The sequence below is a fragment of the Rickettsia endosymbiont of Oedothorax gibbosus genome (assembly GCF_936269705.1).
Taxonomy (GTDB): Bacteria; Pseudomonadota; Alphaproteobacteria; order Rickettsiales; family Rickettsiaceae; genus Tisiphia.
The window spans coordinates 241324-256171 of the sequence record NZ_OW370493.1 but is presented as its reverse complement, the minus strand read 5'-3'; the positions used below and the strand labels follow the sequence as shown (position 1 = coordinate 256171).

Genomic DNA, 14848 nt, shown 5'->3' with positions numbered 1-14848 from the left:
AATTATTGACCAATAAATTGACTGTTTCACGCTTACTAGTTGGGTTAGCAATACGAGCTAAAACAACATTGCGTATTATGTTTATGCTTGATACCAATTGCAATAATTAACACGGTGTGTTTATCCAGTCTCTATACATAATTGATTTTACTAAATCTACATTATGAGCAAATTGATTCCAAGCGTAACAAGCCATAGTGACGATATCTTCATATACACCATAACATTGGTTAGACAAGAAATGATTTTTGATCCATTCCCAAACTTGTTCCATTGCATTAAGTTCCGGTGCATAGGGCGGAAGCGGTATCAAAGTGATATTGCTTGGCACAGTTAGTTTTTTGGCTGTGTGCCAACCTGCATTATCCGTTAGTAAAGCTATATGTCGGTTGCCTTGAATACTGCGAGAAAGCTCTTCTAAGAATTTATTCATTGCCTGTGTGTTTGCATATGGTAAAATTAATGCAAAAGCTTCTCCTGTATCATGGCAAGCAGCTCCATAAATATATGTTGAAATGAATTGCTGTTGCCGAACTTTACGGGGTCTAGTGCCACGCTTAGCCCATATACGAGTTAAGCTACCTTGTTGCCCAACTCGAGTTTCATCCTGAGACCATATATCAACTTTACATCTATCGATATTTTTTGGTAATAATTTTGTTAACATGTCTGGGAAGTTTTTTTATATGTATTTTGAGTCTCTTGATTTGACTTTGGATGCATTGAACGAGAAGTAATCCAGCTAAAACCAAGGCGGTGCATAGTATTGTAGACTGTTTTTAAAGCGCATTTAGCACCATATTCCTCAAGTAACATGATATGTAGCTCCTTTCCAGTTATATACCCACCAGTTTTACTTTCACTGAGCGTATTGATTTTATCAAAAAGAGCAGACTCTTGTATAGTGTTAATCTTCCTAGGGGCGCCGCTTCTTTGTGATTCAAATAATCCTTCAAAACCATGATTCCTAAATCTTCTGAGCCATGATTGCACAGTTTTCCAGTGTGACTTCACTATTTCAGATATGGCTTTTAAAGATTTGCCTAATTGAAGGTGATACATCGCCAATAAACGTATACGATTTCGACCATGCGGCTCATGTTTCATCATTTTTATAAAATCATGACCATGAAAACCTTGTGGTAATATTAACCTAGCCATTTGAGTACCTTTATCAGTTAAAAACCCATTTTACACCACTGCGTTAATTATTGCAATTGGTATGACACTTCCCTGGCAGGATTAGGTAAGATTCTATTAAAACCAAGTTGGTCATAAATTTTTCCATACACCTCATGAATGCCGATGATAGTGCTTCCTTGACTACGTAAATTGCTGATATCATCAATAGGTTGTGGTTGTATTTGTTCTTTCTCGTACCGCTGTCTAGCTGACATTGCCATCGATACTATATCCTTGTCTGGGATAAGATTAGGTTGAGTGCTACTAGCGATTTCAACCTTAATGAATTCAGCAAGCTCTATTAGTTTAGTTATTTCTTCTTGGTCTGATGCACTACCAATATGTCGAACAACCCGTTGTTTTACTTTATTAGTTATGGGATCGCGTATCCCTTCTACTAGTTGAACAGCGTTAACATTACGGGTAGCAGATTTTTTGACTCTAACGAACATATCAGTAGCATATTTAAAACTAATTGTTGGTTAGTATATCTACTAAAATATTGTATGTCAATAATAAAAATATATGGAGGCACAACAAACGCCCTCTAATTAACAAAACCTTTTTTCTCCTGCTTTTTCTATACACTTATCTTTAACTATTTTCCGAAGTCAGGAGTACTAACTTTTGCCACTCATCTTCATCAATAATTTTAATCCCCAGCTCTTTAGCTTTCTTGAGTTTACTACCAGCATCGCTACCTGCCACTACTAAATCAGTGGTAGACGAAACGCTACTGGCTACTTTAGCTCCTAATTTTTCTGCCTGAGATTTGGCTTCTGCTCTTGAGAGAGTTAGTAAGGAACCAGTAAATACCACAATTTTGCCAGATAATGCAGTTTTAGTTGCTTGTTGATTATGATCTTGAATATTTAGAATTTTACTCAGTTGCTGAATAATTTGTAAATTTTCTTTAATATCAAAAAAGTCGATAATGTCTAGTAGAATCTTATCTCCTATTCCTTCCAGATCATTTAACCTTTGGTAAATTTGCTGATCACCTTTCAACAAAGATTCCATAGCTGCTATGAAATTATTATAATTCTGAAATTCTCGAGCAAGTAATTTGGCGGTTTGTTCACCAATATGCCTGATTCCTAGGGAATAAATGAATCTATTTAGGGAAACGGTTTTGGCTTTGTCAATATTGGCAAATAGGTTTTTTACAGATTTTCGCCCCCATCCTACCATATTTTCAAGCTTGACTAAGTTTTTTTCATTATTATTTTGTAAATAAAAAATATCCACAGGATTTTCTATTAAAGATTTTTCCAGCAAAAATTCTATTTGCTTTTTCCCCAAACCATTTATATCTAAAGCATTTTTAGATGTAAAATGGCAAATTCGTTCATAATTTTGAGCAGGACAATTTAAACCATTATCGCAACGAATAATTATAGTTTCTTGATTATAATGTAACTGAGAGCCACAAGATGGGCAAAGCTTCGGCATATCGATTTTTGACGATTCACTAGAACGACGAGTAACATCTACAGCAGTAATTTGCGGTATGACATCACCTGCCCTCTGCAAAAATACATAATCATTGATCTGTATGTCTTTTCTGATAATTTCTTGATAATTATGTAAGGTAGCTCGTGATACCCTAACTCCACCAATAGAAAGCGGCTCTAACTCAGCAACTGGGGTTAATACACCGGTTCTACCTACTTGTAGAGTAATGTTAATTAGTTTAGTTTGACCAATAATCGCTGGAAATTTATGAGCAATAGCAAATCTTGGACTTCTTGCAATAAAGCCCATTCTTTGTTGCAAAGCAAAATCATTTAGCTTATATACAACACCATCAATTTCATAAGGTAATTCTTCTCTAGATGAATTCAAATATTCATAGAAAGATTTCATCTCATCTTCAGAATAGGCTAATTTTCCTATATTATTGACGATAAACCCTAACTCTTTTAACTTATCTAGTAAAGCATCCTGACCATCAGCTATTTTGCTACTGCTACTCCCCACAGCATAGACAAAATATTGTAGGGGTCTAGTTGCTGTAACGTTTGAATCTAACTGTCTTAATGACCCAGCAGCCGCGTTACGCGGGTTAGCAAATTTATCTTTTTTGGATAATTCTTGAGCTTGATTTAATAATAGAAAATCCTGTTTATTAATATAGACCTCTCCTCTTACTTCCAAAATTGCTGGAGCCGCCAGTATCTCTGACTTATACAAGAAGTCTATTGATTGAGGAAAATTCTTGATAGTCTTGATATTTTCCGTTATATCTTCCCCAATCAAGCCATCACCCCTTGTTGCAGCTCTGGTAAGTATCCCATTCTCATAGGTAGCAGAAAAAGACAAACCATCTATTTTAGGTTCACAAAAAATAGGCGGAAAACTATCAAGTCGTAGAAAATTCTTTATTCTATTGATAAACTCTGATACATCTTCACTATCAAAGGCATTACTAAGCGAAAACATCGGGTTGATATGTGTTACTTTCGAAAATTTCTCTGCTACAGAACTACCAATTTGTTTAGTTGGGCTATTTTCTAGTATTAGATGAGGAAATTTTTTTTCAAGTTCAAGATTTAAATTAAATAATTGATCATACTCAGCATCAGAAATCAGGGGAGCATCATCTTGGTGATAGGCTTTATTATATTCTTCTATCTTATTTGCTAGTTGTTTTAATAAATCTTTTGCCTCTAATTCAGAAAGCTGTTCAATATTAGTGGGAATATCTTGCATATAGTAGTTGTTTAAATTGATTTATATATAGTAGACCTCTTGCATAACCTAATCTAATTGGTAATTTTGTTGTCAAAACTCGTCTCCGTTCCTCACGTACATCTTAGTACGCTGCGGTACTCGACTTCGTTTTTCCTAAAAATTCCTCAATTATCTTTAGGTTATGCAAGAGGTCTAATCAATTGATGAGAAGTTGGTAACGTCGTTGCTCCTAGCCCCAAATTCTCCTGAATTGAATATAATTTATGGATTGCTTCGTCAGCTTACGCCTCTTCACAATGACGTTATCTGTCATTGCGAGACCACATAGTGGTCGCGGCAATCCACAGTTATTGGATTGCTTCGTAGGCTAACGCCTCCTCGCAATCTGATGTATCCCCACGAAATTAAGCACGACAAAGCTCCGTCTTTATAATAGATGCCAGGGGTTCTACCAATGGTTTTATGGCATGCAAATAATTAAATTCAATAATAAATTTCCCAAGGGTAAAATACGAATAAATCTTTTTATCTTTTACTGTGTTAGGTTGGAAAATTCTTTGCATACCTTGGCTATAGCCTACCACACCTATAATATAATGGTTCCAATATTTTGGACAGAAAAATAAGAAAAATGAGATAGAATTCTTTAGCAAACAAGGAGAGCTAGAGATGAAAAAACAAGTAAGGCAATATAGTGCTGAGGAGAAAGCCAAAATTGTCATAGAAGCAATTAAGGGAGAGCTAACAATAGCCCAGATAACCAGTAAGTATGGTGTTCATGCAACACAGATCAGTAACTGGAAAAAACAAGGTCTTGAGTTGTTAGTACAAGGTTTTAAGAATAAAACACAGAGTGCTGATCCAAATCAGCAGGGGTTAATCAAGAATCTATATGAGCAAATTGGTCAGTTAAGCGTTGAGTGTGACTGGCTCAAAAAAAAATCTGCATTGTTTGGAATTAAAGGTTAGGTGTAATATGATAGAGCCTAATCATAATAAGTTAACAATTGTACAACAGTGTAAGTTATTGGATATTAGCAGGTCAACCTATTACTATCAACCTACTGGTATTAGTGAACAAGATATCAAGATTATGGCAATAATTGATGAGACCTATACTATGCATCCATATTATGGTATGCGGCGGATGGCTAAATATTTACAAGCCCAAGGTTTTTCGGTAGGTCGTAAAGCTGTTAGACGTTACTACAAGATAATGGGTCTTGAAGCTGTTTATCCTAAAATAAATTTAAGCAAGAGGAATCAAGCGCATAAAATATATCCTTATTTACTAAAAGGATTAGAAATAGTATTGCCAAACCAGGTTTGGAGTGCAGATATAACGTATATAAGACTGAGCCAAGGGTTCGTATATTTAGTAGCTATTATTGACTGGTATAGTCGTTATATTCTAAGTTGGCGAATCTCCATTAGTTTGGAAAGTGAATTTTGTGTAACAGCCCTTGAAGACGCTATAGAAAAATATGGTATGCCAAAAATATTTAATACTGATCAAGGAGTACAATTTACCTCGGAGAATTTTATTAGTATGCTAAAGCTACATAATATCTTGATTAGTATGGATGGTAAGGGACGAGCCTTAGATAATATTTTTATTGAACGTTTTTGGCGATCATTAAAACAGGAAAAAATTTATCGGATTATTTTAACAACAGTAAAGGAGGCAAAGACAGCAATTAACGAATATATGGACTTTTATAATAGACAAAGGATGCATCAAGCTTTGGATTATAAAACTCCAGAATGTGTATATTTTGAAAAAAATATTGTATAAAAACAACAATTTAATTTTTGTGAATTATATCTCTATTTATCTAAATTTTTGTCTAGACAAAGGGGACCACCTTAGAGGATTATACTCTCCTTCCCGATCTCTTGGTACTTCTACTGTCAGCTTACGACCATCCCCATCAATTACTGTCTTCTCATAGCTACCATTACGACGATTATTATCTACTTTTGGCATCTTGCTATGTTTTGAATATCCTAATTCATGATCCAACTCACTTGCTAATATTTTCTCAACTATTTGCTTCTTTAGCTGTTGAAATAAACCATCTCGACCAAATAACTCCGATGGATCTGCTTTTGATAATAATTCTTCTACTAGCTGATTACTGATGTTTAATGTATCTTTATCTGTATCTAATTTTTTAGCCATAATTCCTCCTTGCTTGCTTAAGTTACTTTTTTTACAGTAATCTCTTACTGCTTTCTTTGCAACTTACACAAACTATAGGACAGACTCTTGTGGCTCTATTTTTTTATTTTCTTTGTTGACAAATTCACTCGTCCATATATGACAAATTTTGCGTTTAAAGATAAATGTTGTGACTCGGATATATTCAAATTTCCTTCAAACAACCTACTATTTATAAGCTCTGCAAAAAACTTGATTATCGACTATAACTCTATGGAGCTTTATAGAACTGCCTTATAGTTTTAAGCAATTCTTGATTTTTATATGGTTTGCGGATTATGTAGGTTGCTTGCTCTTGTAAAAATCCTTGTATTTCCTGATGATTGCTAGACAAACCACTTTGGAAAATTATAGGAATATGAGCAAGATTTTTATCACTTCTTATCTGTTTATGCACTTCACAACCTGTCATATCAGGAAGAGAAATATCAAGAAATATTAGGTCTATTTTGTTAGTATGTATTTTAAATAAATCAATGCCTTCTTGCCCGGTATAAGCATTGATAATTCTATATTTCTGTTCATGACGTAGCACTAAATTTATCGCGTCATGGCAGATTGGTTCATCATCAACAAAAAGTATAGTAAATACTTTTATAATATTACACTTTGCCAACATTTTATGTCTCTTTTTCATCATATACAGGAATCATGAATTCTACCCTTGTTCCTTTTCTACGGTTATTTTCGGCATAAATATAGCCATTATGAGCTAATATAATTTCCCGGCAAATAGATAAACCAATGCCAGTACCAATAATAGAATTATCATTAGTTCGTGAGCTACGAGTAAATATTTCAAAAATATTTTCAAGCTCTGAGTCTGGGATTCCTATACCTGTATCGATTAAGCTAAAGGACCAATAAGGCTTATTCTCATAATTTTTTAAATTAATTATTGCCACAATTAACCCTTCTTTAGTATATTTGAGTGCATTATTAAATAAATTATTTAATAATTGATTAATCCTAATTTCATCCCCACTAATCATTGCTTTCGTAATCTTATTATTAATAAGAATAATATTGACTTTATCGTTAAATATATTTAATTCTGTAAGTTGTTGCACAATATTTTTTATAGAAGATAATAAATCCATAGCAACAAAATTAAAATTCATCCTCCCAGTACTAAACTTAGATAGGTCTAGTAGATCATTAATTAATTTTATAATATTCTGATTATTCTTAGCTATTATACCAACATATTTTATATGCTCTTGCTCATCCATTTTATCCCAATTTTCATATAAAAATTGAGATATACTACTTCCGCCATGTATTGAACTCCTTATTTCATGAGTAACATGATTTAAAATATTATCTTGTTCTGATAATTTCTGTTCTAATGCTAATATTTTAGTCTTTGAATTGCTTCTTAAATCGAACCATGAAAACATCGCATACCTGCAAATATAAAAAAATACAGGAATCAAAAATATAACTAAAATAGCCCAAAGAAGTTGGAGCATATGATTATTTTACCTAAAAAAATGATATATTGCTTTGTTTTTAAGAATTACTTTTTCATTTTATCATGAATTTACATGCTCACTAATCTTATTAGTGCTTAATATGTACTCACCATTCAAAATGGAATTCAATTCTTAAGATCAAAGTAGTATAGTGAGGGAAATATAAAATAACTAAGGAAAGGTTAAACAATTCATTATAGTAACCTTGAATAATTCATTAATAGAAGTTATCAAATTATATAACCAACACTTTATGTATAATATCTAATATTTTGATAAAATAAATAACTTTTAATAAATTATTCAAAAGGCTGTCTTAATGTTATTGCAGCAGATAGGGTTCCTTCATCCAAATAGTCCAGTTCTCCGCCTATTGGAATGCCACTAGCTAGTCTTGATATTTTGATGGTAGAATTTTTGAAATATTCAGTAATGAAATAAGCGGTAGTTTGACCTTCTAAAGTAGAATTAGTTGCAATAATTATTTCATTAATGTTCTTATCCTGGCATCTAGCTAATAATTCCGGTAGTCTTAGTGCTTTGGGATTGTGACCATTAGAAGTTGATAAATTATGCCCTAGTACATGATAATGCCCTTTAAAAATACCACTACGCTCTATTGCCCATAATTCTGTAACTGTCTCAACAATTGCTATGATAGATTCGTTGCGATCATCAGATGAACATACTCTGCAAATATTATGAGAATCTATGTTACCACAAATATTACATTTGACAACATTACTATCTACACAACAAAGAACTGAAATTAGACTTTTTAGCCTAACATCTTTTTCTTGTAAAAGATGCAAGACTATACGCCTTGCTGATCTTTGACCAAGACCAGGTAGTTTAGAGAGAAGATAAACCAACTGATCTATTTCATTTAATTTATTCATAAGCATACCTTCACTACTTTAAAAGTTGTTAAAACAACTTATTAAAATTAAGTAAACAACACATTTTTTCGCTTGCAATGACGTATATGCATCACAATCGTCATTGTGAGATCATGTAATGGGCGAAGCAATCCATTAGACCTCTTGCATAACCTAATCTAATTGGTAATTTTGTTGTCAAAACTCGCCTCCGTTCCTCACGTACATCTTAGTACACTGAGGTACTCGACTTCGTTTTTCCTAAAAATTCCTCAATTATCTTTAGGTTATGCAAGAGGTCTATTTTTGATCACTTACAATTGCTTCGTCGACCTTTACGGTCTCCTCGCATGACGCCAGACTATTTTCTCTATGGCTTTTAAATGCCATGCGTAAGGTGAGTAATTAGTTATAGTGTTTTTTTAACTCTTAATAACTACAGTTCCAGCGATTTTATCATGTAAAGCTTGGCGTTGTTTAGAAAATAGTATAAACCAAATACCAACTAGCACTAATACATATCCACAAAATCTTTTAATTAATTGGCATTTACTAGGTTTTTCAAGAGTTATCGCATCTACTATTTTCATATGCATAATAAGTTTTCCAGGTGTGGCCCCGCAATAAATCCAAAAACCAATAAAATATGTTGATACTAGAGCAAAGTTAATTATAAGCATTAAAATAAATAATGTAAAAACACCACTAGCAGTCACGTTTTGGAGTAATTCTGGCTTCCTGCTACCCATTATTAGTATGTCTGCTATACTAGCTTGGAAAAAAAATAAAGATAGTCTAGATAAAATAAAGGCAGTGATTGGTGTTGTAAAAATTGACAACAAAAATGAATCTAGACAAGAAGCAAAAAGCCTGGGAACTAGTTTGGGGTATATAATTTGCTTATTCATTTTTTTAGTTTTAAGTTGTATAATTATTTTAAAATGCACAACTTAAGGCAACTACCTTAGGTCATTGTGCTAATTTTTAGGTCATTATAAATTCTCTTTCGAAAGAAGTCTAATGTAATATAAGATCCAAACCATTACCAAGCATAATATTTAATAACTCACTGGAACGAGGTACTACATCAAGATTCGTAGCGATATCAATATGTTGTTTAGGTAGGAGTTTGATATTTTTGTGATGCATTATATAAGATTTTACCGTTACATATTTTTTATCTAACAGTCTAACTCTAATTAATGGTATGGTCACATCATGGTCGGAGTTATTGGTTATCTGGTAGGAAACTTTAATTTGTCCTATTTCTTTATTTTGTTCAACATGGATGTTTCCTATAGTTAGGATATTATCATTTTCTTTATACAGAGCTGGTATGTTAAGTTTTTCTTGAAATAACAATAATAATAAAAGAATAATTACGCTAAACAATAATATAGGTAAAATATTTGAATGTTGGGGAGTTTTTGGTGGTAATAAAGCTGGTAAATTGGCACCTTTGGTCAAAAATATTTTATTATTTTCATTAGTGCTAGCATTTTTTGCTGTATGATGATTTGATATAATTGATGGTTGTTGTTCATCAAGCGCTGCTTGTTGATACCAGATATGGTTACATTGTGAACATTTGACCTTCCTACCGGTCATACCTATTTGTTCTTTCGAAACTATAAAGTTAGTGTTACAACTTGGGCAAGAAATACTCATTTACGTACTCTAATTTAGATACTCAAATTATTTTAGTATATTAGATTGACTTAAAGATAAAGTAAATTATGATTTTTTTTATAATTTAGCAAGGATGTTATGCAAAAACATATTAATACTATAGAAGAATTTTGGCAAATACGCGACAAATTAACCCAAAATTCAGAAAAAACTAATTATGCCAAACAAATATTGCAGGATATTATTGATGGTTTGAATCAAGGAGTAATCAGGGTTTGTAAGAAAGAAGGGACTGATTGGCAAGTTAATCATTGGGTAAAAAAAGCTATTTTATTACATATGATGGTAACTGATCCACAAATTTACTCTGGAGATTGCATGAGGTGGTATGATAAAATTGCCCCCAAATTTTCTACAGATTATAGTACAGAATTATTTCAAACAGATGGCTGTCGTATAGTTCCCGGAGCAATTATCCGAACGGGGGTATATTTAGCTAAAAAGGTTGTTGTTATGCCTTCTTTTATTAATATAGGGGCATATATAGGAGAGGGAACAATGGTTGATACCTGGGCTACTATAGGCTCATGTGCCCAAATAGGCAAGAATTGTCATATTTCCGGTGGAACAGGTATTGGTGGTGTGTTAGAACCAATCCAAAATAATCCGGTAATAATCGAAGATAATTGTTTTATAGGTGCAAGATCAGAAATAGCAGAAGGAGTTTTAGTAGAAGAGGGAAGCGTAATTAGTATGGGAGTATTTATTGGTGCTTCTACGAAGATAGTAGATAGAGAAAGTGGCAAAATAATTTATGGTAAAGTTCCAGCTTATTCAGTTGTAGTACCTGGTAGCTTGCCTGCTGATTCAGGAAAACCAAGTTTATATTGTGCCGTAATCGTTAAGCAGGTAGATGCTGGAACTAGGAGTAAAGTATCTATAAATGATTTGTTAAGAGGCAATTAAAGATATGGACAACAACGAATTAAAGATTATAGTTGAGACCAAAACTCTAACTCATGCTCTGACTTTTGCTAATTATGTAGTAGAGAAACGTAATGTAGTTACCGAACTTAGTCATATTAAATTATCATCGAAGGATGGTAAACTAGAGTTAATGGCTACTAATATGGAAATATATTTAAGCCAGAAAATAGCTGCTCAAGTAATAAGTGAGGGGGCAATAACAGTATCTACTAAAACATTAAATGATATAGTAAAAAAGATACCTGATAAAGATATAGTACTCAATGTGTCAAATGAAACAGAGCAGCTTGAAATTGTAGGAAAGAATTGTGCTTTTAATCTTCTAACTTTACCTGCTGACCAATTCCCCACATTAGATAATATTAATGTTGAAGCTACTTTTAAAATACCTTGTCGTGATTTTGTTAAGATGATTGAGGGTACTTTGTTTTCGGTATCTCTTGATGAAACTCGCTATAATCTTAATGGTGTTTATTTTTACGTAAAAGATGAAGAATGTTGTATGGCTAGCACTGATGGTCATAGATTATCAGTGTCAGTAGTGGAAATGACCGATGAGGTTAGCGAATTTGGCGTTATTTTATCTAAAAAAACTCTCGAAGAAATTGTCAAAATATTAAAAGATCCTAAAAATATTCAGTTAGAGGTAGAAATTTTTCTAAGTGTGAATAGGGTTAAATTTGTTTGCAATGATATTATGATGGTATCAAAACTAATTGATGGAACCTTTCCAGATTACCAAGGCTTTATTCCAGTAGAAAACAACTATAAGCTTACTATTAATACCAAATTGCTAGCTGATGTTATAGATAGAGTAGCAACAATAACTATAGATAAATTTCAAGCAATAAAATTAACTTTATCAAAAGATTTACTTGAAATTACGGCTTCTGGGGAAGCAAGGGGAGCAGCCAAAGAGACTATACCACATTCACTAGATGAAAATAATTTATGTGTTTTTGATCATGAAGAATCTTTGTCTATAGGTTTTAATCCTAAATATCTTACCGAAGCCCTCAATTCTGTGTTAAATGCTACTAAAGCAAACCAAGTTGACCTATATTTTTTGGATGCATCATCGCCAATGTTATTGAAAACGCTTCAGAATCCTAAAGACATTTTCGTGATTATGCCAGTTAAAGTTTGATCACCACAAGAACATCACTTATATAGTCAATTGATGAGAAGTTGGTGACGTCGTAACTCATAAGCGTTAGTTTAAGAAAACAATAATTGAGAAACCGTCATTGCGAGGAGACCGTAAGGTCGACGAAGCAATCCACAAAAGTGATTAGAAATGGATTGCCACGCCACCTACGGTGGCTCGCTAATAGACGACTTTTCTACTTTATTTTCTTAATCTTATATCTTAAAAATATGGTATAATGGTTCCAATATTTTGGACAGAAAAATAAGAAAAATGAGATAGAATTCTTTAGCAAACAAGGAGAGCTAGAGATGAAAAAACAAGTAAGGCAATATAGTGCTGAGGAGAAAGCCAAAATTGTCATAGAAGCAATTAAGGGAGAGCTAACAATAGCCCAGATAACCAGTAAGTATGGTGTTCATGCAACACAGATAAGTAACTGGAAAAAACAAGGTCTTGAGTTGTTAGTACAAGGTTTTAAGAATAAAACACAGAGTGCTGATCCAAATCAGCAGGGGTTAATCAAGAATCTATATGAGCAAATTGGTCAGTTAAGCGTTGAGTGTGACTGGCTCAAAAAAAAATCTGCATTGTTTGGAATTAAAGGTTAGGTGTAATATGATAGAGCCTAATCATAATAAGTTAACAATTGTACAACAGTGTAAGTTATTGGATATTAGCAGGTCAACCTATTACTATCAACCTACTGGTATTAGTGAACAAGATATCAAGATTATGGCAATAATTGATGAGACCTATACTATGCATCCATATTATGGTATGCGGCGGATGGCTAAATATTTACAAGCCCAAGGTTTTTCGGTAGGTCGTAAAGCTGTTAGACGTTACTACAAGATAATGGGTCTTGAAGCTGTTTATCCTAAAATAAATTTAAGCAAGAGGAATCAAGCGCATAAAATATATCCTTATTTACTAAAAGGATTAGAAATAGTATTGCCAAACCAGGTTTGGAGTGCAGATATAACGTATATAAGACTGAGCCAAGGGTTCGTATATTTAGTAGCTATTATTGACTGGTATAGTCGTTATATTCTAAGTTGGCGAATCTCCATTAGTTTGGAAAGTGAATTTTGTGTAACAGCCCTTGAAGACGCTATAGAAAAATATGGTATGCCAAAAATATTTAATACTGATCAAGGAGTACAATTTACCTCGGAGAATTTTATTAGTATGCTAAAGCTACATAATATCTTGATTAGTATGGATGGTAAGGGACGAGCCTTAGATAATATTTTTATTGAACGTTTTTGGCGATCATTAAAACAGGAAAAAATTTATCGGATTATTTTAACAACAGTAAAGGAGGCAAAGACAGCAATTAACGAATATATGGACTTTTATAATAGACAAAGGATGCATCAAGCTTTGGATTATAAAACTCCAGAATGTGTATATTTTGAAAAAAATATTGTATAAAAACAACAATTTAATTTTTGTGAATTATATCTCTATTTATCTAAATTTTTGTCTAGACAAAGGGGACCACCTTAGTTAAGCGTTGAGTGTGACTGGCTCAAAAAAAAATCTGCATTGTTTGGAATTAAAGGTTAGGTGTAATATGATAGAGCCTAATCATAATAAGTTAACAATTGTACAACAGTGTAAGTTATTGGATATTAGCAGGTCAACCTATTACTATCAACCTACTGGTATTAGTGAACAAGATATCAAGATTATGGCAATAATTGATGAGACCTATACTATGCATCCATATTATGGTATGCGGCGGATGGCTAAATATTTACAAGCCCAAGGTTTTTCGGTAGGTCGTAAAGCTGTTAGACGTTACTACAAGATAATGGGTCTTGAAGCTGTTTATCCTAAAATAAATTTAAGCAAGAGGAATCAAGTGCATAAAATATATCCTTATTTACTAAAAGGATTAGAAATAGTATTGCCAAACCAGGTTTGGAGTGCAGATATAACGTATATAAGACTGAGCCAAGGGTTCGTATATTTAGTAGCTATTATTGACTGGTATAGTCGTTATATTCTAAGTTGGCGAATCTCCATTAGTTTGGAAAGTGAATTTTGTGTAACAGCCCTTGAAGACGCTATAGAAAAATATGGTATGCCAAAAATATTTAATACTGATCAAGGAGTACAATTTACCTCGGAGAATTTTATTAGTATGCTAAAGCTACATAATATCTTGATTAGTATGGATGGTAAGGGACGAGCCTTAGATAATATTTTTATTGAACGTTTTTGGCGATCATTAAAACAGGAAAAAATTTATCGGATTATTTTAACAACAGTAAAGGAGGCAAAGACAGCAATTAACGAATATATGGACTTTTATAATAGACAAAGGATGCATCAAGCTTTGGATTATAAAACTCCAGAATGTGTATATTTTGAAAAAAATATTGTATAAAAACAACAATTTAATTTTTGTGAATTATATCTCTATTTATCTAAATTTTTGTCTAGACAAAGGGGACCACCTTAATATTTCTCGTCTCGATCTGTTTATCCTCATTTGATAAAAAACTAGCTATTCCTTTTGCATTTTTCCCATGTACAATGCATGCTATTACATCTATTTCTCTTGATGTAAATCTGATATTGTTAATTATTAACAAATGTTTCTCATAAATCTCTTGTGGGTACA

Annotated in this window: 15 protein-coding genes; 7 read left to right on the top strand and 8 right to left on the bottom strand. The window is 32.8% G+C overall.

The genetic code is table 11. From position 1 onward, the window contains the following. Positions 1–1776: 1776 nt before the first annotated feature. Together ligA and NBW66_RS01395 are read right to left on the bottom strand one after the other, a co-directional pair. Positions 1777–3894, bottom strand: a complete 2118-nt coding sequence (gene ligA / locus NBW66_RS01400; RefSeq protein ID WP_250311523.1) for an NAD-dependent DNA ligase LigA — start codon at positions 3892–3894, stop codon at positions 1777–1779. A gap of 386 nt (positions 3895–4280) precedes the next feature. Next, positions 4281–4460 (bottom strand): hypothetical protein, encoded by a 180-nt coding sequence (locus NBW66_RS01395; protein ID WP_250311069.1) that lies wholly within the window; start codon positions 4458–4460, stop codon positions 4281–4283. Positions 4461–4545: 85 nt separating this feature from the next. Here NBW66_RS01395 and NBW66_RS01390 point away from each other — a divergent pair, with 85 nt between their 5' ends. Both NBW66_RS01390 and NBW66_RS01385 read left to right on the top strand, forming a co-directional pair. Further along, complete coding sequence (locus NBW66_RS01390) at positions 4546–4845, top strand: transposase (RefSeq protein ID WP_094649795.1); 300 nt, start codon at positions 4546–4548, stop codon at positions 4843–4845. Positions 4846–4852: 7 nt separating this feature from the next. Then, positions 4853–5671, top strand: a complete 819-nt coding sequence (locus tag NBW66_RS01385) for an IS3 family transposase (protein WP_250310664.1) — start codon at positions 4853–4855, stop codon at positions 5669–5671. Between the two features lie 36 nt (positions 5672–5707). Here the strand turns inward: NBW66_RS01385 and NBW66_RS01380 are convergent, their stop codons facing one another. The 6 genes from NBW66_RS01380 to NBW66_RS01355 all read right to left on the bottom strand — a co-directional run bounded on the left by NBW66_RS01380 (position 5708) and on the right by NBW66_RS01355 (position 10118). Beyond that, a complete protein-coding gene (locus NBW66_RS01380; protein WP_250311522.1) occupies positions 5708–6058 on the bottom strand; it encodes a transposase in 351 nt (116 codons plus the stop codon). 250 nt (positions 6059–6308) lie between these two features. Then, positions 6309–6716 (bottom strand): response regulator, encoded by a 408-nt coding sequence (locus NBW66_RS01375; RefSeq protein WP_250311521.1) that lies wholly within the window; start codon positions 6714–6716, stop codon positions 6309–6311. Position 6717: 1 nt separating this feature from the next. Further along, complete coding sequence (locus NBW66_RS01370; RefSeq protein ID WP_250311520.1) at positions 6718–7497, bottom strand: sensor histidine kinase; 780 nt, start codon at positions 7495–7497, stop codon at positions 6718–6720. A 374-nt stretch (positions 7498–7871) separates the two neighbouring features. Next, complete coding sequence (gene recR, locus NBW66_RS01365; RefSeq protein ID WP_250311519.1) at positions 7872–8471, bottom strand: recombination mediator RecR; 600 nt, start codon at positions 8469–8471, stop codon at positions 7872–7874. 401 nt (positions 8472–8872) lie between these two features. Further along, a complete protein-coding gene (locus NBW66_RS01360) occupies positions 8873–9397 on the bottom strand; it encodes an RDD family protein (protein ID WP_250311518.1) in 525 nt (174 codons plus the stop codon). A gap of 70 nt (positions 9398–9467) precedes the next feature. Further along, a complete protein-coding gene (locus NBW66_RS01355) occupies positions 9468–10118 on the bottom strand; it encodes an MJ0042-type zinc finger domain-containing protein (protein WP_250311517.1) in 651 nt (216 codons plus the stop codon). Positions 10119–10217: 99 nt separating this feature from the next. Here NBW66_RS01355 and dapD point away from each other — a divergent pair, with 99 nt between their 5' ends. The 5 genes from dapD (at position 10218) to NBW66_RS01330 (ending at position 14611) form a co-directional block, all read left to right on the top strand. Then, positions 10218–11045, top strand: coding sequence for a 2,3,4,5-tetrahydropyridine-2,6-dicarboxylate N-succinyltransferase (gene dapD, locus NBW66_RS01350; RefSeq protein ID WP_250311516.1), 828 nt, complete (start codon positions 10218–10220; stop codon positions 11043–11045). A gap of 4 nt (positions 11046–11049) precedes the next feature. Then, on the top strand, positions 11050–12213 hold the full coding sequence (dnaN, locus tag NBW66_RS01345) for a DNA polymerase III subunit beta (RefSeq protein WP_250311515.1): 1164 nt from the start codon (positions 11050–11052) through the stop codon (positions 12211–12213). A 311-nt stretch (positions 12214–12524) separates the two neighbouring features. Then, entirely contained in the window at positions 12525–12824 is a 300-nt protein-coding gene (locus tag NBW66_RS01340) for a transposase (RefSeq protein ID WP_094649795.1), read from the top strand. Between the two features lie 7 nt (positions 12825–12831). Then, positions 12832–13650: an IS3 family transposase gene (locus NBW66_RS01335; protein WP_250310664.1), complete on the top strand. Its 819-nt coding sequence runs from the start codon at positions 12832–12834 to the stop codon at positions 13648–13650. 88 nt (positions 13651–13738) lie between these two features. Then, a complete protein-coding gene (locus NBW66_RS01330; RefSeq protein ID WP_284346707.1) occupies positions 13739–14611 on the top strand; it encodes an IS3 family transposase in 873 nt (290 codons plus the stop codon). The last annotated feature ends 237 nt before the right edge of the window (positions 14612–14848 follow it).

Coding starts and splice junctions, on each gene's coding strand:
- ligA (WP_250311523.1), bottom strand. CDS start 3,894: ATGCAAGATATTCCCACTAATATTGAACAGCTTTCTGAATTAGAGGCA.
- NBW66_RS01390 (WP_094649795.1), top strand. CDS start 4,546: ATGAAAAAACAAGTAAGGCAATATAGTGCTGAGGAGAAAGCCAAAATT.
- NBW66_RS01385 (WP_250310664.1), top strand. CDS start 4,853: ATGATAGAGCCTAATCATAATAAGTTAACAATTGTACAACAGTGTAAG.
- NBW66_RS01380 (WP_250311522.1), bottom strand. CDS start 6,058: ATGGCTAAAAAATTAGATACAGATAAAGATACATTAAACATCAGTAAT.
- NBW66_RS01375 (WP_250311521.1), bottom strand. CDS start 6,716: ATGTTGGCAAAGTGTAATATTATAAAAGTATTTACTATACTTTTTGTT.
- NBW66_RS01370 (WP_250311520.1), bottom strand. CDS start 7,497: ATGTTTTCATGGTTCGATTTAAGAAGCAATTCAAAGACTAAAATATTA.
- recR (WP_250311519.1), bottom strand. CDS start 8,471: ATGAATAAATTAAATGAAATAGATCAGTTGGTTTATCTTCTCTCTAAA.
- NBW66_RS01355 (WP_250311517.1), bottom strand. CDS start 10,118: ATGAGTATTTCTTGCCCAAGTTGTAACACTAACTTTATAGTTTCGAAA.
- dapD (WP_250311516.1), top strand. CDS start 10,218: ATGCAAAAACATATTAATACTATAGAAGAATTTTGGCAAATACGCGAC.
- dnaN (WP_250311515.1), top strand. CDS start 11,050: ATGGACAACAACGAATTAAAGATTATAGTTGAGACCAAAACTCTAACT.
- NBW66_RS01340 (WP_094649795.1), top strand. CDS start 12,525: ATGAAAAAACAAGTAAGGCAATATAGTGCTGAGGAGAAAGCCAAAATT.
- NBW66_RS01335 (WP_250310664.1), top strand. CDS start 12,832: ATGATAGAGCCTAATCATAATAAGTTAACAATTGTACAACAGTGTAAG.